This window comes from Streptomyces sp. NPDC051582, assembly GCF_040681715.1.
GTDB lineage: Bacteria > Actinomycetota > Actinomycetes > Streptomycetales > Streptomycetaceae > Streptomyces.
This window is the reverse complement of record NZ_JBFAZJ010000034.1, coordinates 12,777-33,972: the sequence shown is the minus strand read 5'-3', so window position 1 is coordinate 33,972 and position 21,196 is coordinate 12,777. Positions and strand designations below refer to the sequence as shown.

The following is a 21,196-nucleotide window of genomic DNA, read 5'->3' as shown; positions in this document are numbered from 1 at the left end:
ACCCGCATAAAGATTGGAGACGCGGGATTTGGGAAACTCCGTTTGGCTGCACGACCCGGGGTGACGGCCCGAGGCGACGCGAAATGCACTGCGTGTACTGCGGGTACTGCGGGGGTTCTGCGGTACTGGTGTGCTGCTGGTGGCGGCTCCGGGGTGCCGGGGCGACCGGGTGTTTCCGTGGGGGTGCTGCCGGTGGAACGACCGCGAGCGGTGCGGTTTTCGTACTCCGGACTTCTGGCTCCGGGCGGTGGGACAGGAAGTGTGACGTTCCCGGTGTCACACCGCCCGGAGAGTCTGTAGGGGTCCGGGGGCCTTGCGGCGGGGCCTCGCGGCCCCCGGACCGTGCCGTCCTAGAGGGTGCCGGTGAGGGCTTCCGGACGGATCGGCGTCTTGTTGATCTCCAGACCGGTCGCCGCCCGGATCGCCGCGATGACGGCCGGGGTGGACGACAGGGTGGGGGCCTCGCCCATGCCGCGAAGGCCGTACGGCGCGTTCGGGTCGGCGAGCTCCAGGACGTCGACCGGGATGGTCGGGGTGTCGAGGATGGTCGGGATCAGGTAGTCCGTGAAGGAGGGGTTGCGCACCTTCGCGGTCTTCGGGTCCACGATGATCTCTTCCATGATCGCGACGCCCAGGCCCTGGGTGGTGCCACCCTGGATCTGGCCGACCACGGAGAGCATGTTCAGGGCCTTGCCGACGTCCTGCGCGGTCGCCAGCTCGACGACCTTGACCAGGCCGAGCTCGGTGTCCACCTCGACCACCGCGCGGTGCGCGGCGAAGGTGTACTGGACGTGGCCGTCGCCCTGGCCGGTCTTCAGGTCGAAGGCGACGGTCGGCCGGTGCCGGAACTCCAGCTCCAGGTCGATCGCGTCCTCGCCCTCCAGGATGTCGGCGATGTCCGCGAGGACCTCGCCGCCGTCGGTGACGATCTTGCCGCCTTCGAGGAGCAGCTCGGCGGTCGCCCAGGCCGGGTGGTAGGACCCGTTCTTGCGGCGGCCGATCTCCAGGAGCGCCTCGCGGACGGCCTCGCAGGTGTTCTTCACGGCGCCACCGGTCATGTACGTCTGCCGCGAGGCGGACGTGGAACCGGCGGAGCCGACCTGCGTGTCGGCCGGGTGGATGGTGACCTGTGTGACGCCCAGCTCCGTACGGGCGATCTGCGCGTGGACGGTGACACCGCCCTGGCCGACCTCCGCCATGGCCGTGTGGACCATCGCGACGGGCTCGCCGTTGATGACCTCCAGGCGCACGCGGGCGGTGGAGTAGTCGTCGAAGCCCTCGGAGAAGCCGACGTTCTTGATGCCGACCGCGTAGCCGACGCCGCGCACGACGCCCTCGCCGTGGGTGGTGTTGGACAGGCCGCCCGGCAGCGCACGGACGTCCGCGCCCTCGCCGGCGCTCTCCCACTGGCGCTCCGGCGGCAGCGGGCGGGCCTTGACCCGGCGCAGCAGCTCGGCGACGGGCGCCGGGGAGTCCACGACCTGGCCGGTGGGCATGATCGTGCCCATCTCCATGGCGTTCAGCTGGCGGAACTCGACCGGGTCCATGCCCAGCTTCGCCGCGAGCTTGTCCATCTGGGCCTCGTACGCGAAGCAGGCCTGGACGGCGCCGAAGCCGCGCATCGCGCCGCAGGGCGGGTTGTTCGTGTAGAGCGCGATCGCCTCGATGTCCACGTCCTCCAGGACGTACGGACCGACCGACAGCGAGGAGGCGTTGCCCACGACCGCCGGGGAGGCCGACGCGTACGCGCCGCCGTCCAGGACGATCTTGCACTTCATGTGCGTGAGCTTGCCGTCCTTGGTGGCGCCGTGCTCGTAGTACAGCTTCGCCGGGTGGCGGTGCACGTGGCCGAAGAAGGACTCGAACCGGTTGTAGACGATCTTGACCGGCTTGTTCGTGGCCAGGGCCAGGAGGCAGGCGTGGATCTGCATCGAGATGTCCTCGCGGCCGCCGAAGGCACCGCCGACGCCCGAGAGCGTCATGCGGACCTTCTCCTCAGGGAGACCGAGGACCGGGGCGATCTGCTTGAGGTCCGAGTGCAGCCACTGGGTGGCGACGTAGAGGTCGACGCCGCCGTCCTCGGAGGGTACGGCGAGGCCGGACTCCGGGCCGAGGAAGGCCTGGTCCTGCATGCCGAAGGTGTACTCCCCCTCGACGATGACGTCGGCGCGCTTGCGGGCCTCCTCCACGTTGCCGCGGATGATCGGCTGGCGGTGCACGACGTTCGGGTGCGGGACGTGACCGGAGTGGTGGTCGTCGCGGCCCGGGTGGATCAGCGGCGCGTCCGGGGCGAGGGCGGAGGCCTCGTCCGTGACGAGCGGCAGCTCGCGGTAGTCGATCTTGATCTTGGCGGCCGCGCGGCGCGCGGTCTCCGGGTGGTCGGCGGCCACGAGGGCGACCGGCTCACCGTGGTGGCGCACCCGGCCGTTGGCCAGCACCGGGGTGTCCTGGATCTCCAGGCCGTAGTTCTTCATCTCGGCCGGCAGGTCGTCGTACGTGAGCACCGAGTAGACGCCCGGCATCGCGAGGGCCTCGGAGATGTCGATCGAGGCGATCTCGGCGTGGGCGACGGTGCTGCGCAGCGTCTGGCCCCACAGCATGTCCTCGTGCCACATGTCCGAGGAGTACGCGAACTCGCCGGTGACCTTGAGGGTGCCGTCCGGGCGGAGCGTGGACTCGCCGATGCCGCCCTTGTTGTGCTTCTGGGTGACGTTGGTCGGCGTGCCGGCCGGTACCGTGCGGGTGTTCTGAGCCATGGTCAGACCGCCTCTCCCTGACGTGCGGCCGCCAGGCGGACCGCGTCGAGGATCTTCTCGTAGCCCGTGCAGCGGCAGAGGTTGCCGGACAGGGCCTCACGGATGTCCTGGTCGGACGGGGAGCTGTTCTCTTCGAGCAGCGCGTCGGCCTGCACCAGCAGACCGGGGGTGCAGAAGCCGCACTGCACGGCGCCGGCGTCGATGAAGGCCTGCTGGATGTTGGAGAGCTCCACACCCTCGCCGGTCTGCGAGTCGGCGGGCTTGGCCTGCCACTGCTTGGCCGCGTCCAGGGTGACGCCGCCCTTGGAGCCGCAGCCGCCGCCGGTGCCGCAGGCACCGCCGTGGCCGTGCTCCTCGCGCTGCTTGGCGAACTCCGCCAGACCCTCGACGGTCACGACGTCGCGACCCTCGACCTGGCCGGCCGCCACCAGACAGGAGCAGACGGGAACGCCGTCGAGACGGACGGTGCAGGAACCGCACTCGCCCTGCTCACAGGCGTTCTTCGAACCCGGCAGGCCGAGCCGCTCGCGCAGCACGTAGAGGAGGGACTCGCCCTCCCAGACGTCGTCGGCTTCCTGCTGACGGCCGTTGACGGTGAAATTGACGCGCATGATTACGCAGCCCCTTCGAGCGAGCGGCCGTGGCCGGTTCCGCGGTACTGCTCCCAGGTCCAGACGAGCTGGCGGCGAGCCATGATGCCTACCGCGTGACGGCGGTACTTCGCCGTGCCGCGGACGTCGTCGATCGGGTTGGCCGCGCCGGTGGCGAGGTCACCGAACTGCTTGGCGATCGACGGGGTGATGACCTTGCCGGACTCCCAGAAACCGCCCTCTTCGAGCGCGGCGTTCAGGAACTCCTCGGCGGCCTTCGCACGGATCGGGGTCGGCGCGGCCGATCCGATGCCGGTGCGGACCGTACGGGTCTCGGGGTGCAGCGCCAGGCCGAACGCGCAGACGGCGATGACCATCGCGTTGCGGGAGCCGACCTTGGAGTACTGCTGGGGACCGTCCGCCTTCTTCACGTGGACGGTCTTGATGAGCTCGTCGGCGGCGAGCGCGTTGCGCTTCACGCCGGTGTAGAACTCGTCGATCGGGATCAGGCGGGAGCCGCGTACGGACTCCACCTCGACCTCGGCGCCCGCAGCGAGCAGCGCGGGGTGGGAGTCACCGGCCGGCGAGGCGCAACCGAGGTTGCCGCCGACGCCGCCGCGGTTGCGGATCTGCGGGGACGCGACCGTGTGCGAGGCGAGCGCGAGACCGGGGAGCTCCGTGCGCAGGTTCTCCATGATCTGCGTGTACGGAACGGAGGCGCCCAGCCGGACCACGTCCTCGCCGACCTCCCACTCCCGCAGCAGACCGATGCGGTTCAGGTCCAGGAGGTACTCCGGCCGACGGTGGTCGAAGTTGATCTCGACCATGATGTCGGTGCCACCCGCAATCGGCACAGCTGTGGGGTACTCGGCCTTAGCGGCGAGTGCCTCCTCCCAGCTGGCGGGGCGAAGGAAGTCCATGTGCGGCTCTCTTCTTCTTCATCGTGTCGTTCACTTCAAGCCAGGAGGCCCTCGGGCCCTCGACTGGTCGTTCACGTGCTGTTAACGCGGTGTGGAGTCAGTACACAAGCCGTGCGTCCCTCGGGTGCAGTCACCGAAACCATGAAGGAGTTGGCTGGCGGCCTCCCTCGTCTTGTAGATTCGTATGAAAGGCAGGATGCAACGACCTGCCCGATTTCCAACGGCAACATTCGAGACAGATCGGCGGCGACACCATGCGGCTGCGCGCACTGCTGGAAACCGAGGCGCTGGGGCTGCGGCTGCTGGGCGGCGAGGACGAACTCGACCGGACGGTCCGCGGCGTCATGACGACCGACCTACGAGATCCCAGCCGATACCTCACCGGGGGCGAACTCGTCCTCACCGGCCTGGCGTGGCGAAGAAATTCGGCCGATTCCGAGCCGTTCGTACGAATCCTCGCGAGTGCGGGCGTCGCGGGCCTCGCGGCCGGCGAGGCCGAGCTCGGGGACATCCCCGACGATCTCGTTTCAGCCTGTCGGCGCAACCGGCTGCCGTTGTTCGCTGTGAACGAAGACGTTGCATTCGCCACGATCACGGAGTACGTGGTGCGGCAGGTCTCCGGCGAGCGCGCGGGCGATCTCGCGGCGGTCGTGGACCGCCATCGCCGCCTGATGACCTCGGGTCCCGCGGGCGGTGGACCCGATGTGGTGCTCGATCTGCTCACCACCGACCTCGATCTGCGCGCCTGGGTGCTGTCCCCCACGGGCCGGCAGATCGCCGGCGCGGGCGAACCCCTGGCGCCGGGCGTGTGTGCGGCCCTGGCCGGAGAACACCTGGCGGCGGTCCGCACCGGGCGCAGGGGCCCGCACCGGATCTCCATCCAGGGTATTACGTACTCCCTCTTCCCGATCAGGGGAGCGGGCCGCGGCCCGGGCGGCCCCGGGGCCCGTGACGTGCGCGAAAGCGTGCTCTCGGACTGGCTGCTGGCCGTCGAGGCGGACGCCGGCGACTGGCCGGCCGAGCGGCTCGACCTGCTCCAGGGCGTGACCCAGCTGATCGCCGTCGAGCGCGACCGGCGCGACGCGGCCCGTACGGTGCGCCGCCGGCTCGCCCAGGAGGTGCTGGAGCTGGTCCAGACGGGCGCCGCGCCCGCCGAGATCGCGGCCCGCCTTCGGGTCGCGGCCCCGGTGCTGCTGCCCGGGCTGGGCACCGCCCCGCACTGGCAGGTCGTCGTGGCGCGGGTCGACTGGGACGGCGGGGACATCCCCGGCGGCCCGGTGGCCCAGTCGCTGCTGGAGGAGATCCTCGTCGACCCGTCCGTCTCGGGGCCCGAGCCCTCGGACCGCATCGCCGTGGCCCACGCCGGCGACGAGGCCATCGCCCTCGTACCGCTGCCCGCGCTCCCCGCGGAGCCGGGCGAGGAGAAGGGCCCGGACCGCGCCCTGCACGCCGACGAGCTGCTCTCCGTCGTACGCGAACCCCTGCAGGCGGGCCTCGCCGACGACGGCCGACTCACGCTGGGCGTCAGCGCGGCCGTGCACTCCGCCGAGGGGCTGCGCGGGGCGCTGGAGGAGGCCCGGCACGCCCGCCGGGTCGCCGCGGCGCGCCCGGGCCGGGTCTGCGCGGCCGGCCACCACGAACTGGCCTCGCACGTGCTGCTGCTGCCGTTCGTCCCGGACGACGTGCGCCGCGCCTTCACGGCGCGCCTGCTGGACCCGCTGCGCGACTACGACCGCCGCCACCGCGCGGAGCTCATCCCGACGCTGGAGGCGTTCTTGGACTGCGACGGCTCGTGGACGCGTTGCGCGACGCGGCTGCACCTGCACGTCAACACGCTGCGGTACCGGGTCGGGCGAATCGAGCAGTTGACGGGGCGTGACCTCTCGCGGCTGGAGGACAAGCTCGACTTCTTCCTGGCACTGCGGATGAGCTGAGCGGATCCGGCCCGGGGGGCCGCCCGCGCGGCCGGGAGCCGGCGCGGGGCCCCTGACACGTCGTCCGGACTTTGTGAAAGAGTTCACCCGACCCCTTGGCCGAAGGCTCCGATCCGTGCTCTCATTTCGCCCCAGGGCTCAACGACGTGCTGCTTGGTTGCTTTGGGGAGGGCAATGTGGCGGATACCGCCATGTCCGGTGCCGGATCTACCGGGGGAGACGATCCCCTCCAGCGGGCGATATGGCGGCTGCGCTCGCGCGGCTGTTGGAGCGACGCGGCGGCCCTGCTGACGCCTCACCTGCACGACGCCGGCGCGGCCGTGCAGCGGACCGCGCTGCTGGTCGAGCGGTGCCTGTTCACCGGGCAGGGCTGGGCCGAGGCGGAGGACGCCCTGCGGGTCGCGGAGGCGGTGGCCCACGACGACGACGAGCGGGGCGCGGCGGCCTGCGAGCGCGGGCAGCTGGCGTACGCGGCGACCGTGCTCGGGGTCCGCGACCGCTCGGACGAGGCCCGCTCGGCGCTGGGCCGGGCGGCGGCGCTGCTGTCCCCCGGATCCCGGACCCGCCCGCTGCTGGACTTCCGGCGGGGGCTGGTCGCGGAGCACCTCGCGGACGCCCCGCAGTCGGCCCGTCCCGCGTACCGCCGGGCCCATGCCGGGGCGCTGGCGCACGGGGACACCCTGCTGCTGTCCTTCACCTGGCGCCACCTGGCGGCGCTGTCGCTGCGGGACGGGGAGGTGGCGGAGGCCCGCCAGGGCTTCGCGGAGTCCCTGCGGATCCGCGAGGACCTGGGCTTCCTGATCGGTACGGCCCCCGCGCTGGCGGCCCTGGCCGAAGCCGAACAGGAACCGGAAGCGGCCCGCCTGCGCGCGGAGGCCCGCCGCCTGTTCCACCTCCTGGGCGGCATCCCCACCTGGCTGGCGGACCAGCTCCACCCGGACAGGCCCAGCCCCGCGGGCGTGTAGGCCGGGGCGGAGGCGGGGCCGGGGGCGGCCGGGATGTCCGGGGCCGCGGCGGGTGGGGCAACGGCCCCGCTGGGCCGCCCCCGCGGGGCCGCCCCGGCTCAGCCCACGCCGCAGTGCCTGCGGAGCACCTGCTCCACCAGCGGGAGATCACCCGCAATCAGGGCCTCCAGCAGAACCGTGTGCTCCGCCGCGTCCGCCACGAGCTCCGCCCGCCGGGCCCGCGGAACGCCGGGAAGCGGCCACCGGGACCGCCGGTGGAGGTCCTGCGCCACGGAGACCAGCTGCTCGTTCCCGCCCAGCGACAGCAGCTCCCGGTGGAAGGCCCGGTCCGCGTCGGCGTACCCCGCGGGGTCACCGGCCTCGGCGGCCCCGGCGGCCGCCGACGCCGCCGGCCACAGCGCCGCCCAGGCCTGCGCCGGGACCGCACGGGCCAGCCGCAGCACCACCGGTACCTCCAGCAGGGCCCGTACCTCCGCCAGCTCGGCCATCGCCCGCGGCGTACGCGAGAGCACCCGGAAGCCGCGGTTCGGGAGGCATTCCACCGCCCCCTCCAGCGCCAGCTGCTGCATCGCCTCGCGCACGGGCGTCGCGGAGACGCCGAAGCGCTCCCCCAGAGCGGGCCCGGAGTAGATCTCCCCCGGCACCAGCTCCCCGTCGACGAGCGCCGCGCGCAGCGCGTCGAGCACCTGCCCGCGCACCGAATGCCGCAGCACCTTCTGCGCCGGAATCAGCGCCTCCACCCCGACGCGGGCCGCTTCGCGCACTCGGTCCTCCTCGGGGTCTCGACCTGACGCGTGCCTCCCGAGAATAGGCGAACCGGTCCGGCAGGTGCTGGTACGGCCGCCCTAGATCAGCTAAGGTAAGGCTTACCTCTCTTACTTTCGCCCGTGTGAATCGGTGGTCCCGCCATGCCCGACAGCTCCGTCGTCGCCCTGCCCCCGGCCGGCTCCCCGGTGGCGGACGCGTACGCACGCCTGTCGAAGGCGTACGACCGCCTCCGGGTCGTCGAACGCGCGGCGCACGAGCCCGCCCCCCGCGGTGTGGGGTGGATCGGCGCGGAGGCGCTCGCGGCCGGCGGGGCCGAGGTCGACGGCTACCTCGCCTGGGACGACGCCCAGGTCCTGCGGGACTACGGCCGCCAGGCCCGCCCCGACGTGGTGGCCACCTTCGGGCTGCACCGGTACGCCTGGCCCGCCTGCCTGCTCATCACGGCCCCCTGGTTCCTCGACCGCCGGGTACCCCGCCTGTCGGCGCGGGACGTGGCGTTCCACCGGACCCGGGGCCGCATGAGCGTGCGCGTCGAGTCCTTCGCCTGCCTGCCGGACGATCCGGCGGCCGCTCTCCCCGGGGCCCGTGTCGTGCCCGACGAGGAGGCGCTGCGCGCCGAGGTACGGGCTGCGGTGGCCCACCACCTCGAACCGCTGCTGGACGGCTTCGGCCCGCGCATGCGGCGCGGCCGCCGCGCCCTGTGGGGCATGGTGACCGACGAGATCGTCTCGGGCGTCTGGCACCTGGGCAAGCTCGTGGACGAGGAGGACCGGGCCATGGCCGAGCTGGAGGCGCTGCTGCCCGGCCGGACGGCCCCGTACGCCGCCGGCGCGGCGTTCCGCACGCTCTCCGGCCCCCGCGGCGAACGGCTGGCGACCCGGGACCGGGCCAGCTGCTGCCTCTTCTACACGATCCGGCCCGAGGACACCTGCACCACCTGTCCCCGCACCTGTGACGCGGACCGCATCGTCCGCCTCACGGCTGCCGCCTGACCTCTGAACCCACTCGTACGACTGACCGTAATCGAACTCGACTCCGGTCGTACGAGCGGTAGTTCGAGCCACAACACCCTATCCGGCGGGCCCCACCCCCCGATGGCGTCCACTTGCCCCGAAACCCGCATGCCGGGCCGATCTCCTGCGTCACCATGGCTCCCGAAGGCCGCACACGCGAGGCAGAGGCAAGGGACATCCGCATGAGACTGACCGACATATCGCTGGACTGGCTGCTGCCCGGCAGCCTGCTGATCCTGGGCGTACTTGCGGCAGTTGCGGTACTGGCCCGGGGCAAGCGGGAAGGCGAGAAGGCCGCGGCCGAAGACACCTGGGAGCGCAGCGAAGAACGACGGCGGCGCAAGGAAGCCGTCTACGGAACCGCCTCCTACGTCCTGCTGTTCTGCTGCGCGGCGGTCGCCGCGGCGCTCTCGTTCCACGGGCTCGTCGGCTTCGGCCGGCAGAACCTGAACCTCTCCGGGGGCTGGGAATACCTGGTCCCCTTCGGTCTCGACGGCGCCGCCATGTTCTGCTCGGTGCTCGCCGTCCGCGAGGCGAGCCACGGAGACGCGGCCCTCGGCTCCCGCATGCTGGTCTGGCTGTTCGCGGGCGCGGCCGCCTGGTTCAACTGGGTGCACGCGCCGCGGGGCATCGGGCACGACGGCGCTCCGCAGTTCTTCTCCGGCATGTCGCTCTCGGCGGCCGTCCTCTTCGACCGCGCCCTCAAGCAGACCCGCCGGGCCGCCCTGCGCGAACAGGGCCTGATCCCCAGGCCGTTGCCGCAGATCCGGATGGTCCGCTGGCTGCGGGCCCCCCGGGAGACCTTCGGCGCCTGGTCGCTCATGCTGCTGGAGGGGGTCCGCACCCTCGACGAGGCGGTGGACGAGGTACGCGAGGACAAGCGCGAGCGGGAGCAGGACCGCCACCGCCGGCGCGATCAGAACCGTCTGGACCGGGCCCGCATCAAGGCCCTGGGCAGGCAGAACCGGGCGTTCGGACGATCCCGCGCCCGCCAGGTCGACGTGCCGGGGCTGGCCCCCGGGTCGGGCTCCGCGCCGGTCGGCGCGGAGCCGGCCATACCGGAAACGGGACAGCTGCCCGCCCCGCCCCGCCGGCCCTCCCTGCAGGCCGTACACGGCCCCGAGACCGCTGAGGTGACCGGCAATCGGACGGTGGACCTGACCGCCGAGGACGACACCCAGACCATCCCCCGTCTCGACTCGCTCGAACGCAAACTCAAGGATCTGGAGCAGCAGTTCGGCTGATGACCGCACGCCGGAACGACCCCACGGGGCCCGCCTTTCAGGCGGGCCCCGCGTCGTACGCCCCGGAGTAGGCCCGGCCCCCGAGGGCGCCGCCCAACTCGAACCACACCACCTTGCCGCCCGCCTGGACGGGCGCGTCCACGCCCCAGGCGTCCGCGAGGGCCTGCACCAGCATCAGTCCCCGGCCGTGCGTACCGTCGTCGGCGGTCGGTACGTACGGCCGGGGCCGGCGCGAGACGTAGTCCCGGACCTCCACCCTCAGCCGGTCCGCGGCGAGCCTCGCGGACACCTCGGCGCCCTGGTCGGTGTGGACGAGGGCGTTGGTGACGAGCTCGGTGATCAGCAGCTCGGCCACCTCGGCGGTATCGGCCGGACACCGGTGGCGCATCAACTCCCGTAACGCCCTGCGCACTTCGCCCACCGCCTTGTGATCCGCCCGGCGTATGCTTCGGGTGATCTCCAGCGCGTCCACCGCTCTCCCGTCCTGGACGGACGGTTCACGCGGTTCTGGCCGCCCTCTCCCCCACTGCTTCCCGGTCTTCGCCCCCACCCGCACGGCGATGTCCTCCCCCGTAAGTTCCCGTGGTCTCGAACTGGTCTACGGGGATGCATGCCCGCCGGGGCAATCCGCACTCCTGCGGGCTTGCGGGGGCGGCACGTCGCACGGGCCGGATCGAGCCATCCGGATCATCCTTCCCGCGCCACTTCGAAGCAGGGTCCTTCGTCGGAAAGAGCGAAACCGGTCACCCTCTCGACACCGATCCCGGTGGGAACCGACAGGGCGCCGAAACCGGTCGCCCCGTCCACCGCGGCGGGCCCCTCGTGCCGGAACCCGCCCCTCAGAGCCCCCGCGAGCTGCCCGGGCCCCCTCCTCCCGGGCTCCGAACGCCCCCGCCGCAGGGCCGGTCGCCGCGCGATCCGGGTGGTGGCGGGCCGTTCCGCACGAAGGAAGGCCGGAAACCGGCATCTGCAACTAGGCCATTTCGCAGGGTGAGTTGTCGAAGAGGACCACTTTGACGGGCAGGTCGTACTGCACCGGGGTGAGGAAATCTCCCATCAGCAGGGAGAACCGCCGTCACCCGGCATCGACACCACTTGACGGCCGCGACCGGCGCACCGCGCGCCGCTTTCCGTTCGGGGAAAGATAGCGCGCCGCCCACACGTTGCACATGCCCGTGCCGACGGTGAACGCCGCACCCCGCCGGCAGCCGGTCCGGCTCCACCGGATTCACCCGAATGGAGTAACCCAACGCGCCGCCCGAACGGGTGAAGATCAAGCTGGTCAGTGGCCCAACCAAGCCAATCCTCGAAAGGGGACCCACATGCGCATTCGACGAATTTTCGTCGCCGTCATCGCCACGGCATCCTTCGCCGGGCTCGGCCTCGCAGGTGCCGCCACCGCCACAGCCGCCACCCACAACGCCACCGCCACCGCCCACACCGAGAGCCTCACCCCGGGTGAGTGCACGGACGCCGGCGGAAAGGTGGTCGGGATGACGTGCGTGGGCGGTTCGAAGGACGGGCAGATGGTCGACTGACCCTACGCAACCCCACTGGGCGCCCCGCAGCCATGTGCTGCGGGGCCGCTCCCGCGCGAGCACCCCGCACCAGCGCGATCACGCCTCCCAGACGGCGGCTGCCGTCCGGTCGTCGGCGTAGCCCTTGAGGCGGAGCTGGGTGTCCGCGAGGAAGGACGCCAGGCCGGGGGGCTCGGGGTCGGCCCAGCGGGCCGCGAGCTCGGCCGAAAGCAGAGCCTCCTCGCGCATGGGGTCGGCGAGCCCGCCGGAGCACAGGAGCAGGGTGTCGCGGGGCCGGGCCGCGGCGGCGCGGAACCGGAACCCGTCGGCGGAGTCCCCGGCGGGTTCCGGCTCCAGGTCCTGCCACGCTCCGTCCCGGAGCCGGAACAGGCCGCCGGCGCCCGAGCCGAAACAGACGCGGGTCTTGCACTCGGGGTCGATGGGGAGCAGCAGGACGCGCAGGCCGGCGGTGTACGCCTCCTCCGGGAGCCCGAGCTCGGCGGCGTGGGCGCGCAGGCGGCCGTAGCCGCGGTCCGTGAGCCGCTGGAGCCCTGAGCGCAGGGCCTCGCGCCGGCCGGCGCGGATGTCGTCGGCGAGGCGCTCGCGGCTGCGGCCGACGGCGGAGGCGATCCACCGGCACAGCTCGGCGGCGGCCTCGGCCGCCCCGGGGGCGGAGCGGTCGCCTCCGGCGAGGGCGGCGACGACGAGGGCGTCGTCGCCGGTGCCGAAGCGGGCGGTCAGCAGGAAGTCCCGCCGGGCCTCGCCGCGGAACCGGGCGGAGTCCCCGCGCACGGAGGTGGCCCGCAGGGTGTACGCCCCGTGCCGGGCCCCTTCGAGCACGGTGTCGGGCACGAGCTCGTCCAGCGCCCCGGGATCGGCGACGGGCAGGGCCCCCGGCTCGGCGGCGTACGTGGGCGCCCGGTCCCCGAGGAACCCCACGACGGGCCGCTCCCCACCCCCGACACCGGCATCGACACCGGCCCCGGACCAGGGCTCGCCGGCAACGGGATCCCCGGCCAGCGGCCGGACGTCGGCGCGGGCCGTCACATCGGCCGCGGGCGGGGCCTCGGCAGGCCAGGAGCCGGGCCGGGCACCGGGGGCTTCCCATGGCGCCGCAGGCTCCGTGCCGGCGTCCGCCTCCCGGTCCGCGCTCGTCCCGGCGCCGGGTCCGGTCGACGGCTCGGGGCCTGTCCCGGTCCGGGACGGCCCTCCCGGACCGGCCGGAGGCTCGGAGCCGGGCCGCGGACCGGCGACCGGCCGGCCGCCGGGGGCCTCCCACGGAGCCGCAGGCTCGGCGTCGGAGCCCGGATCGCGTGCGGGGCCGGCCCCGGGCGAGGGCTCGCGCCAGGGCCGGGTTCCCGGACCGGTCGCGGCTGCGGCCTCGGGATCGGGATCGGGGCGAGTGGTCCCGGGGGCCGGGCCGGGCCGGGCGCCCCAGTGCCGGACCGGCCGTTCGGACGGTTCCTCCGGGAGCACCGGCGGCACCGTCACACTGCCCAGGCCGTACCCCGTCATCCCCGGTTCCCGGGGGTCCCGGGGCGGCGGCCCCGGCTCCGGATCGGCCTCCCGGCGCGGCCGGGGCAGCACGGAGGGCACCGGCGGCACCGGCGGCACCGGCGGCACGGAACCCGGCCCCCACTCGGGCGGTACGGCCCCGGGCCGGCGCCCGGCCCCGGCCGCCGGTGGCACGGACGGGGCGGGGCCCGGAGGGGCGGCGGGCGGGGGTGGCGCGGCTCCCGGCGGCGCGGGCGGCTCGGCTCCCGGCGGCTCGGCTCCCGGCGCCACGGACCCGGCCGGCCCCGGCGGGCCCTGGTGCGGGACCCGGTGTGTGAGGGACGACGCCGAGCGGAAGCGGGATTCCAGGGTGTCGCCCGGGTCCGGGGTGGGGGCCGGGTCCGGGTCCGGGGTTCCGTACAGCTTCTGCCACCAGTCGTCCGCGCCCTGCTGACTCATGGGCCCATTCTTGGCCCCCCGCAGCGGCAGAAAACGTCGAATACGCGAAAAGGGGTCCTCCGGGCCGCCGCCCGGTGGACCCCTTCCGTATCTCTCGTACGACCTAACGGATGTCGTACGCCCGCACGACCGTCTGGGCGACGGCCGCGCCGTTCACGTCGGTGAGCTCCACCTTCAGCGAAACCTGCCGGCCGGCTTCGGCGCCGGCGTGGTCGACGACCGCCGACCACCGCCCGTTCCGCTCGGTGACGGCCGCCTGCGTCCAGTGCTCACCGTCGTACGAGTACGCCAGCTTCGCCGACTTCAGCGCCCCCGGCGCGTACCCCGCGTGCCCCGTGACCCCCAGCCCGATCGTCTGCCCGTTCGCCGCCGGCAGCGTCTTCATGCCGTCCGCCGGGATCGAGACCGACGGGAACAGGATCGGGAGGGACTGGGAGTACTGGGCCGGATCCTGGTGCGAGCGGAAGGTCCACGTCGTGGTCACCGCCTGCGAACGCTGCCAGGTCCGCGCCGGCTGCCCGAACTTCTCGATCTGCTGCGTCAGTTCGTACGTGGCTTCCTGCGCCGGGACCTCGAAGACCCCGGACGGGTACCAGCTGTCGCCGATCTGCTCTCCGTCCCGCTTCAGGACCAGCCCCCCGGCGTCCCCGAAGGAGCCCGGCTGCGCGAAGTGTCCGCTGTCGCCCCACATCGCGGAGGCGAAGCCGATCAGGTTGCCCTGCCGCTCGGCGGCCAGCTGCGGCCTGCCCGCGAGGTCACGCCCGGCGACCGGCCCGATGACCCCGTCGTACCAGCTCTCGCTCCGCTCGGAGCCCTTGGCGTACGTGCGCTGCCGGTCGGTCATGAGCTCGCCCCAGGGGAAGCTGCTGGAGACCAGGTGGTCCCAGGCCGTGTCCCCGGCGGAGTAGAACTCGGTGCGCTCGCCCGGTACGGCGACCGTGTCCAGACCGCCGAAGTACACGGCGTTGCCGAGCGGCCGGTACGCGCCGGTCAGGTCGGTGAAGTCGGCGGCGACGCCCATCGAGTGGTACGTGGACTCCACCGCGCCGAGGTCGCGGTCCCGCACCCGGTAGGTCCGGTCCCCCCGCACCTCGCCCTGCTCCACCTGCGCGAGGTTGTAGACGTAGGGGCTCCTCGCGCCGCCCTTCCAGTTGAGCGTGACCTTGCCCGCGGCGAGCCGCGCCAGCAGTGCCTGCGCCTCCCCGCGCTCGATGGTCAGCGCCGGAAGCGAGCCGCCCGTGTAGCCGGTGAAGCCGGTCCAGCGGCCGGGGGCCTCGCGGTGGGCGAGGACGGCCTTGGCACCGGCCGCCCTGGCGTGGTCCGCGACCTCGTACAACGAGCCGTCCACCGCCTTGACCAGGACGATCGCACCCTTCACAGCCGCGGCCGCGAGCTCCTCGGGCGTACCGGCGCCCGCGTCGACCAGCGGCGCGCTGCCCGCTCCGTCGAGGTTGTCGCTGCCCGTCGAGGCGGTGATCGGGTGCAGCGCCGGGCCGCCCGCGACCTTCAGCTCGGAGATCAGCGGAGCGGCCGCCCGCCAGTAGCTGCCGAACTCGAACTCGCCCTCGTGCGCCCGGCCTTCGACCGAGGCGTAGTACCCGCGGATCGTCCGCCCGCCCATCGCCGTGCCCGCGTGCAGCCAGGACCGGTCCCAGTACCGGGAGAAGGCGAGGGTGGTGCTGCGGGCTTCGGTGGGCCGGTCGGTCGCGATCGAGAGCCGGGCCGCCTTGCGGGCGTCCAGCACGACCACGGTGTCCTTCTTGACCTCCGTCTGGGGGCGGCCCAGGTAGGCGAGGGAGTCGTACAGCGCGGCCCCGTCGCCGGCGTCGGGGGTGCCGACGAAGGCGGAGAGGAAGTAGGAGCCCGGGCGCACCCGGTAGACCTGGTCCGCGGCCCCGTCGTTGAAGCGGCGCTCCCCGCTGGCGTCGTCGGTGCCGATGACGTCGAGGGAGGAGGGTCCGGCGGCCGGCTTGCCCGCGCGGTCGATCAGCTTCACCCGCAGGGTGACGGTCTCCGGCTCCACGTACAGCGAGAAGGGCGTGGAGACGTGCACTCCGTCGGCCGTGGCGACGACGCGTCCGGTGACGTCCCCGTACTGGGAGCGCTCCAGCCGGGCCGCCGGGTCGAGGGCGAGGGGCACCTTGACGGTGGCGCCGGCCGGGACGGTCACCGCAGTGCGGTCCAGGGCCGCGATCCGGCTGCGGACGGCCGAGCCGTCGTTGCCGGTGACCTTCTCGACGGCGAGGTCCAGGGTGACGGGCCGGGTGCCCGCGTTGGTGTACGGGATGTCGACGCCCGTCCGGTCGCTGCGGTCCTGCGGCCAGGCGTACGAGCCGCCCTGCACGGCCGGGGCGCTCGTCACGGTGGTGTCGACGGCCGCCTTCACGTCGAGGCGGCCGCCGCCGGTCTGGCGTACGTCCCCGGGGACACCGGAGTTCGCGGAGCCGACGAGGGCGGCCTTGACCTGCCGGGCGGTCCAGTCGGGGTGGCGCTGCTTGACGATGGCGGCGGCGCCCGCGACGTGCGGGGTGGCCATCGAGGTGCCGGACATGGACTGGTACGCGTACACCCCGCGCCCGCCCATGGCGGCGGCGGAGATCCCGACCCCGGGGGCGGCGATCTCGGGCTTGAGGGTGTGCTGGAGTCCGGCGGGGCCGCGGCTGGAGAAGGAGGCCGTGGTGTCGTCGCGGTCCACGGCGCCGACGGTGAGCACGCTGGGCGCGCAACCGGGCGAGGAGACCGTGTTGTTGCCGGGGCCGGAGTTGCCTGCGGCGATGACGAAGAGGGTGGAGCCGCTCTGCGCGAGCCGCTCGGCGGCGGCCGACATGGGGTCGTCGCAGGTGGTCCGCGAGGGGTCGCCGAGGCTCATGGAGACCACGTCGGCCTTGCTCTCGACGGCCCACTCCATGCCGGCGATGATCCACGAATCGAGGCCGTAGCCCTGGTCGTCCAGGACCTTGCCGCTCAGCAGTTCGGCGCCCGGCGCGACGCCCTTCTTGGCGCCGCCGCTCTCGGCTCCGGAGCCGCCGACGGTGGAGATGGTGTGGGTGCCGTGGCCCTGGCGGTCCGCGTCGGTGTCGGAGTCGGTGAAGTTCTTCGACGCCGAGACCCGGCCCTTGAGGTCCGGGTGCTCCAGGTCGGTGCCGGTGTCGAGGACGGCGACCTTGGTGCCCTTGCCGTCGTAGCCGGCCGCCCAGGCGGCGGGCGCGTTCACCTGCTTCGTCGAACGCTCCAGGTTCGCCCGGACCTTGCCGTCCAGCCACAGCTTCTTCAGACCGCCGGCCGCGCGGGAGCGGGTGTCGGTGACGTCGGCCCAGAAGGCGGCGGCCTGCTGCTTGTCGGCGGCGAGGGCGACGGCCCCGATCGAGCCGAGCACGAGGGAGCGCTCGGCGCCGCGGGGGGCGGGCGGCGTGCTGCGCGCCAGGTCCGGGGATCCGTCGTAGACCGCGATGAGCGGGAGCTTCTTGGTGCGGGCGTCGTCGTAGCCCTGCCGGATCAGGCCGGTGACGTTGAAGAGCTCGTGGTCGACCTTGCCGGCGGCGAGGGCCTTGACCGCGCTCTCGGGGTAGACGTAGAGGTCCTTGCCGTTCTGGCGCGTCTGCACGAGCGGCTGCGAGCCGTCCTCGCGCGGCATGGCGGTGGCGGCGGGGCGCCCGGCCGGGTCGGTGGAGACCAGGATCCGGTCGCCGGTGACCAGGGTCACGGTGACCGTGGCCGTGGGCTGTCCCCCGGCCGTTTCGCTCCCCGTGATCGGTCTCTTCCCTGCTCCGCCGGGCGCTCCGTCGATCGGCTGTGCCGCCGACGGGCCGATGGCGGTGACGGCCAGGACGGCCGCGGCGGCCGCTCCCACCGCCGTACGCGATATCGGGCGCATCGCTCTCCCCAGGTGAATTCCGGCCAACTGCTGCATTGCACGGCAAAGCTGCCCGCAAGTGGCTTCTGACCGGCGGATGTTGGTGCTGCGGTGGCGTCACCCTGGCAGAGAGGCGGGAGGTGCGGCGATGATGTCCGCGGCGGGTTTGCGCCGTGGCCGCTTCCCGCCACGAACGGTGTGGAGAGGGTGGGTGGACCGCTTGCTGAACGCCATAGGCCTGGACGAGGGCCAGGAGTCGGCGTACCGCGTACTGGTGGCGCTGGGGGCGGCGGAGGTGCCCGACCTCGCGCACCGGCTGACCCTGCCGGTACCGCAGACCGAGCGGGCGCTGCGGCATCTGGAGCGGCACGGGCTGGCGGCGCAGTCCTCCACCCGGCCCGGGCGCTGGGTGGCGGCCCCGCCGGGGGTGGCGCTGGGGGCGCTGCTGACGCAGCAGCGGCACGAGCTGGAGCAGGCGGAGCTGGCGGCGGCGCTGCTGGCGCAGGAGTACCGGGCGGAGGCCGCCGAGCCGGCGGTGCACGACCTGGTGGAGGTGGTGACGGGCGCGAGCGCGGTGGCGCACCGCTTCCACCAGCTCCAGCTGGGCGCGGCGGAGGAGGTGTGCGCGCTGGTCAGCGGCCGGCCCCAGGTGGTCACCGGGATGGAGAACGAGGCCGAGGAGCGGGCCGCCGTGCGGGGTGTGGCGTACCGGGTGGTGATCGAGCGGGAGGTACTGGCCCTGCCCACCGGGATCAGGGAGGCGTCGACCGCGCTCGCGCGGGGTGAACAGGTCCGGGTGACGGGCGAGGTCCCGACCAAGCTGGTGATCGCCGACCGCTCCCTGGCGATGGTCCCGCTGACGGCGCGCGGGGCGGAGCCGGCGGCGCTGGTGGTGCACGCGTCGGGTCTGCTGGAGTCCCTGATGGGGCTCTTCGAGGCGGTGTGGCGCGAGGCGCTGCCGCTGCGGCTCGGGGCGACGGGTTCGGCGGAGGAGTCGGGGGGCGTGCCGGACACCACGGACCTGGAGATCCTGACGCTGCTGCTGGCGGGGATGACGGACGCGAGCGTGGCGAAGCACCTGGAGCTGGGGCTGCGGACGGTGCAGCGGCGGGTCAAGGGCCTGATGGAGCTGTCCGGGGTCACGACGCGGCTCCAGCTGGGCTGGCACGCGTACGAGAGGGGCTGGGTGGCCCGGTAGGAGTGGCCTGGCGGCCGGATGGCTGGGTGGCCCGATGGGCCACGGTCGGTCAGGCTGAGCGCATGGATCTGCCTCAGCTGCTCCTGGTGGGGCTGGTGCTCCTGCTCGGGGTGCTCGGGGTGCTGGTCCCGGGCGTTCCGGGCACCTGGCTGGTCTGGGCGGGGGTCATGTGGTGGGCGCTGCACGAGCGGTCGGCGCTCGCATGGTCCCTGCTGGTCGCGACGACGGCGCTGCTGCTGGTGGTCCAGGTGGTCAAGTGGCAGTTGCCGCCGCGGCAGCTGCGCGGGGTGGGGGTCAGCCGCCGGATGGCGGCGTACGCGGGCGCGGGCGCGCTGCTCGGCTTCGTGGTGATCCCGGTGCTGGGGGCGGTTCCGGGCTTCATGGGCGGCATCTACCTGTGCGAGCGGCTGCGGCTGGGCACGCACGGCGAGGCCTGGGCCTCGGTACGGGCGGTGATGCGGGCGGTGGGCACGAGCGTGCTGGTGGAACTGCTCGCGTGCCTGATGGTGGTGGGCGCCTGGCTCGGCGCGGTGGTGGCGGACTGACTCGGGGCGGGCGGGGCGGTCGGGCGGCTCGGGCGGGCGGGGCGGCTCGGGCCGCGCCGTTCGGATCGTGCCGGGCTCACGGCGTAGGGCCATGGATCTACGTCTGCTCGGCCGCAGGCCCGATGCGGGGGGTGCGGGGCGCTGCGAGGCTGGGTTCCATGACGGAGTTCGAGGGTTTCAGCGAGACGCAGCTGGCGTACCTGCGCTCGCAGCGGCTGGGGCGGCTGGCGACGGTGGACGCGACCGGGCAGCCGCAGGCCAACCCCGTGGGGTTCTTCCCGCAGGAGGACGGAACGGTCCTGGTGGGCGGCATGGCCATGGGGTCGACGAAGAAGTGGCGCAACCTGGAGAAGAACCCGCGGCTCTCGCTCGTGGTGGACGATCTGGCGAGCACCCGGCCCTGGAAGGTCCGCGGCGTCGAGATCCGCGGCCGGGCCACGCTGGAGGTGGGCCCGCACGCGCTGGGCCCGCACTTCAGCCCGGAGGTGATCCGGATCCACCCGGACCGGGTGTTCGCGTGGGGCCTGGACGAGGCCTGACCCGTGGGTGCCCGGGCACCTGCCCTCCTCGGGGGAGGGGCAGGCGCCCGGGGGCGGGGCTCAGTGCCGGCCGCCGCGCTTCGCCGCGTAATTGGCGCGGCCCTCCGCCGACTTGATGCGCCAGTCCCGGCGGATCTCGTTGCGGAGGCGGGCGTCCGTCTTGGCGACGATCCGCTCGTTCTCGCGGAGCAGCTTGCGGTAGCTCTCCAGGCGCCGCTCCGGCAGTTCGCCGTTGTCGACCGCCGCGAGCACGGCGCACCCCGGCTCGGCCTCGTGCACGCAGTCGTGGAAGCGGCAGTCGGCCGCGTACTCCTCGATCTCCGAGAAGACCTGGCCGACCCCGGTCCCGGCGTCCCACAGGCCGACGCCCCGCAGTCCGGGCGTGTCGATGAGGACGCCCCCGCCGGGCAGTGCCAGCAGGTTGCGGGTGGTCGTCGTGTGCCGGCCCTTGCCGTCCGCGTCGCGGGTGGCCTGGACCGCCATGACGTCGGAGCCGAGCAGCGCGTTCGCCAGCGTGGACTTGCCCGCGCCCGAGATGCCGAGCAGCACGCTCGTACCGCCGGCGACGATCGCCGCCAGTACGTCCGTGCCCTCCCCGGTGTGCGAGGACACGGTGAGGACCGCGACGCCGGGCGCCGTGGTCTCCACGTCCTGGACCAGGTGCGCGAGCGTCACCGGGTCCGGTACGAGGTCGGCCTTGGTCAGGACGACCAGCGGCTGCGCCCCGGACTCCCAGGCGAGGGCCAGGAAGCGCTCGATGCGGCCGAGGTCCAGCTCGACGGCCAGGGAGACCGCGATGATCGCGTGGTCGACGTTGGCGGCGAGGATCTGTCCCTCGGACCGCTTCGAGGAGGTGGAGCGCACGAAGGCGGTCCGGCGCGGCAGGTACGTCTTGACGTACCTGGGGTTGCCGGCCGCCTCGACGACGGCCCAGTCGCCGGTGCAGATGACGCGGAGCGGGTCGTGCGGGGTGACGAAGGCGGTGTCGGCGTGGACGATGCCGTCCGCGGTCATGACGTCGCACTGGCCGCGGTCCACGCGCACCACACGGCCGGGCACCAGGTCCTGGCCGGTGTACGGGGCGTACTCGGCCTCCCACGCCTCGTCCCAGCCGAAGGGGGCGAGGGCGGACGCGTACGCGGAGGAAGAAGACGGGTGGGAAGAAGAGAAAGACAAGGGAAACCCTTCACAGGGTGGCCCCGGCAGCGCGCGCTCAGCGGCGCGCGAAGAGGTGTGAGGTCAGCCGGAGACCACGGAAGTGACATTGATGGCCTTCTGGATGCGGGCAGCGCCCTGCGCAACGACAGTCATCAACGAACTCACCTCCGGGTCATGCACGTACTGGCAGTTCCGCACCGATCGGCGGGAACCGGATCACCGTAGCAAGTGGCCTCCGGAGCG

General features: G+C 73.4%; 16 protein-coding genes. 8 read left to right on the top strand and 8 right to left on the bottom strand.

Translation table 11 applies throughout. The features are described from left to right. Positions 1 to 350: 350 nt before the first annotated feature. The 3 genes from pucD to AB0M92_RS32665 are packed head-to-tail and all read right to left on the bottom strand — an operon-like array spanning position 351 to position 4,266. Complete coding sequence (pucD, locus tag AB0M92_RS32675; protein WP_366105959.1) at positions 351 to 2,756, bottom strand: xanthine dehydrogenase subunit D; 2,406 nt, start codon at positions 2,754 to 2,756, stop codon at positions 351 to 353. A gap of 2 nt (positions 2,757 to 2,758) precedes the next feature. Further along, a complete protein-coding gene (locus tag AB0M92_RS32670) occupies positions 2,759 to 3,367 on the bottom strand; it encodes a (2Fe-2S)-binding protein (protein ID WP_366105958.1) in 609 nt (202 codons plus the stop codon). Positions 3,368 to 3,369: 2 nt separating this feature from the next. Further along, complete coding sequence (locus AB0M92_RS32665) at positions 3,370 to 4,266, bottom strand: xanthine dehydrogenase family protein subunit M (protein ID WP_030155403.1); 897 nt, start codon at positions 4,264 to 4,266, stop codon at positions 3,370 to 3,372. 254 nt (positions 4,267 to 4,520) lie between these two features. Here AB0M92_RS32665 and AB0M92_RS32660 point away from each other — a divergent pair, with 254 nt between their 5' ends. Further along, positions 4,521 to 6,200: a PucR family transcriptional regulator ligand-binding domain-containing protein gene (locus AB0M92_RS32660; RefSeq protein WP_366105957.1), complete on the top strand. Its 1,680-nt coding sequence runs from the start codon at positions 4,521 to 4,523 to the stop codon at positions 6,198 to 6,200. Positions 6,201 to 6,376: 176 nt separating this feature from the next. Next, positions 6,377 to 7,165 carry a hypothetical protein gene (locus AB0M92_RS32655; protein WP_366105956.1) on the top strand — a complete coding sequence of 263 codons (789 nt, stop codon included), beginning with the start codon at positions 6,377 to 6,379 and terminating at the stop codon, positions 7,163 to 7,165. A gap of 98 nt (positions 7,166 to 7,263) precedes the next feature. Here AB0M92_RS32655 and AB0M92_RS32650 read toward each other — a convergent pair whose 3' ends face one another. Beyond that, a complete protein-coding gene (locus AB0M92_RS32650; protein WP_366105955.1) occupies positions 7,264 to 7,929 on the bottom strand; it encodes a GntR family transcriptional regulator in 666 nt (221 codons plus the stop codon). Between the two features lie 144 nt (positions 7,930 to 8,073). On the opposite strand from AB0M92_RS32650, the gene AB0M92_RS32645 reads away from it, so the two are divergent. After that, entirely contained in the window at positions 8,074 to 8,925 is an 852-nt protein-coding gene (locus AB0M92_RS32645) for a (2Fe-2S)-binding protein (protein ID WP_366105954.1), read from the top strand. Between the two features lie 203 nt (positions 8,926 to 9,128). Next, positions 9,129 to 10,190: a DUF2637 domain-containing protein gene (locus AB0M92_RS32640; protein WP_366105952.1), complete on the top strand. Its 1,062-nt coding sequence runs from the start codon at positions 9,129 to 9,131 to the stop codon at positions 10,188 to 10,190. Positions 10,191 to 10,227: 37 nt separating this feature from the next. Here the strand turns inward: AB0M92_RS32640 and AB0M92_RS32635 are convergent, their stop codons facing one another. Continuing rightward, positions 10,228 to 10,578 carry an ATP-binding protein gene (locus tag AB0M92_RS32635; RefSeq protein WP_366105996.1) on the bottom strand — a complete coding sequence of 117 codons (351 nt, stop codon included), beginning with the start codon at positions 10,576 to 10,578 and terminating at the stop codon, positions 10,228 to 10,230. A gap of 934 nt (positions 10,579 to 11,512) precedes the next feature. Between AB0M92_RS32635 and AB0M92_RS32630 the strand changes: the two genes are divergently transcribed. Continuing rightward, entirely contained in the window at positions 11,513 to 11,728 is a 216-nt protein-coding gene (locus AB0M92_RS32630; protein WP_366105950.1) for a hypothetical protein, read from the top strand. Between the two features lie 78 nt (positions 11,729 to 11,806). Here AB0M92_RS32630 and AB0M92_RS32625 read toward each other — a convergent pair whose 3' ends face one another. Together AB0M92_RS32625 and AB0M92_RS32620 are read right to left on the bottom strand one after the other, a co-directional pair. Then, complete coding sequence (locus tag AB0M92_RS32625; protein ID WP_366105949.1) at positions 11,807 to 13,660, bottom strand: protein phosphatase 2C domain-containing protein; 1,854 nt, start codon at positions 13,658 to 13,660, stop codon at positions 11,807 to 11,809. Positions 13,661 to 13,763: 103 nt separating this feature from the next. Continuing rightward, the gene (locus AB0M92_RS32620) at positions 13,764 to 17,534 is read right to left on the bottom strand and encodes a S8 family serine peptidase (protein WP_366105948.1); all 3,771 of its coding nucleotides are present in this window, start codon (positions 17,532 to 17,534) and stop codon (positions 13,764 to 13,766) included. A gap of 199 nt (positions 17,535 to 17,733) precedes the next feature. Here AB0M92_RS32620 and AB0M92_RS32615 point away from each other — a divergent pair, with 199 nt between their 5' ends. From AB0M92_RS32615 to AB0M92_RS32605, 3 genes are all read left to right on the top strand, one after another. Then, positions 17,734 to 18,711 carry a helix-turn-helix domain-containing protein gene (locus AB0M92_RS32615; RefSeq protein ID WP_366105995.1) on the top strand — a complete coding sequence of 326 codons (978 nt, stop codon included), beginning with the start codon at positions 17,734 to 17,736 and terminating at the stop codon, positions 18,709 to 18,711. A 62-nt stretch (positions 18,712 to 18,773) separates the two neighbouring features. Beyond that, on the top strand, positions 18,774 to 19,256 hold the full coding sequence (locus AB0M92_RS32610) for a DUF456 domain-containing protein (protein WP_366105947.1): 483 nt from the start codon (positions 18,774 to 18,776) through the stop codon (positions 19,254 to 19,256). A 158-nt stretch (positions 19,257 to 19,414) separates the two neighbouring features. Further along, entirely contained in the window at positions 19,415 to 19,795 is a 381-nt protein-coding gene (locus AB0M92_RS32605; RefSeq protein WP_366105946.1) for a PPOX class F420-dependent oxidoreductase, read from the top strand. A 60-nt stretch (positions 19,796 to 19,855) separates the two neighbouring features. Here AB0M92_RS32605 and rsgA read toward each other — a convergent pair whose 3' ends face one another. Beyond that, positions 19,856 to 20,971, bottom strand: coding sequence for a ribosome small subunit-dependent GTPase A (gene rsgA / locus AB0M92_RS32600; protein ID WP_366105945.1), 1,116 nt, complete (start codon positions 20,969 to 20,971; stop codon positions 19,856 to 19,858). Positions 20,972 to 21,196 lie beyond the last annotated feature (225 nt).